The organism is Phocaeicola sp. RTP21198st1_B8_RTP21198_201120 (genome assembly GCF_040929485.1).
Taxonomy (GTDB): Bacteria; Bacteroidota; Bacteroidia; order Bacteroidales; family Bacteroidaceae; genus Phocaeicola; species Phocaeicola dorei.
On sequence record NZ_JBCOCI010000324.1, the window covers coordinates 1 to 1,484 of the forward strand.

The following is a 1,484-nucleotide window of genomic DNA, read 5'->3' on the forward strand; positions in this document are numbered from 1 at the left end:
CCAATGATACGAAGAATACAGCCGAACCCGGGTCACCCTCACGTCCTGCACGACCACGCAACTGGCGGTCTACACGACGGGATTCGTGACGTTCCGTACCGATAATTGCCAAACCGCCCGCAGCCTTCACTTCCGGACTTAACTTGATGTCGGTACCACGACCAGCCATATTGGTAGCAATGGTTACTGTTCCGCTTAAACCGGCGGTAGCAACGATGTCCGCTTCTTTCTGGTGCAGTTTGGCGTTCAATACCTTGTGCTCAATCTTACGCATGGTAAGCATCTTGCTCAACATTTCGGAGATTTCTACCGAAGTAGTACCCACCAATACCGGACGTCCTGCTTGAACCAATTTTTCGATTTCCTCGATAACAGCTTTATACTTTTCGCGTTTCGTCTTGTAAACGCGGTCGTTCATATCCTTTCTTGCAATCGGACGGTTGGTCGGGATCACGACTACGTCCAATTTGTAGATATCCCAAAGTTCGCCTGCTTCCGTTTCAGCAGTACCGGTCATACCGGACAGTTTGTGATACATACGGAAGTAGTTTTGCAAAGTAATTGTTGCAAAGGTCTGCGTAGCAGCTTCCACTTTCACACGTTCCTTGGCTTCGATAGCCTGGTGCAATCCGTCAGAGTAGCGGCGACCTTCCATGATACGGCCTGTCTGCTCGTCTACGATCTTCACCTGTCCGTCGATCACTACATATTCATCATCTTTCTCGAACATGGTGTAAGCCTTCAACAGCTGGTTGATGGTGTGTACACGTTCCGATTTGATGGCATAGTTTGTCAGAAGTTCATCTTTCTTTTCAAGCAGTTGTTCGTTGGTCAGATTCAGGTTTTCCAATTCCGAAAGTTGTCCGGCGATGTCCGGAAGCACGAATAATGTCGGGTCTTCAGAGTTACCGGTAATCAGGTCTACACCCTTATCTGTCAGGTCTACGCTATTCAGTTTTTCGTCGATTACGAAGTACAGCGGATCAGTCACTTCATGCATACGCTTGTTGTTCTGTTCCATGTAGATCTCTTCCGTCTTGAGCATACCTGCCTTGATACCCTGTTCACTAAGGAACTTAATCAAAGCCTTGTTTTTCGGCAATGCCTTGTGGCTGCGGTATAAAGCGAGGAATCCTTCTTCCACCTCTTTCTTATCGTTGGATGCGATCAGTTTTTTTGCTTCGGAAAGATATTTGGTAGCCGTTCCACTAGCGGACGGAGTTGCTCGAACAACTGGTCATCGCCTTTGGGTACAGGACCGGAGATAATCAACGGAGTACGTGCGTCGTCAATCAATACCGAGTCGACCTCATCGACGATGGCATAATTGTGCTGACGTTGTACAAGGTCTTTCGGGCTGATAGCCATGTTGTCACGCAGGTAGTCGAAACCGAATTCATTGTTTGTACCAAAAGTGATATCTGCCAGATATGCCTGACGACGTGCGTCGGAGTTCGGCTGATGACGGTCGATACAATCTACGC

At 48.1% G+C, this 1,484-nt stretch carries 1 pseudogene; it reads right to left on the reverse strand.

Annotated elements, in window-relative coordinates:
* Positions 1–1,484: pseudogene (secA, locus tag AB5935_RS25910) on the reverse strand (preprotein translocase subunit SecA); the annotation flags it as partial.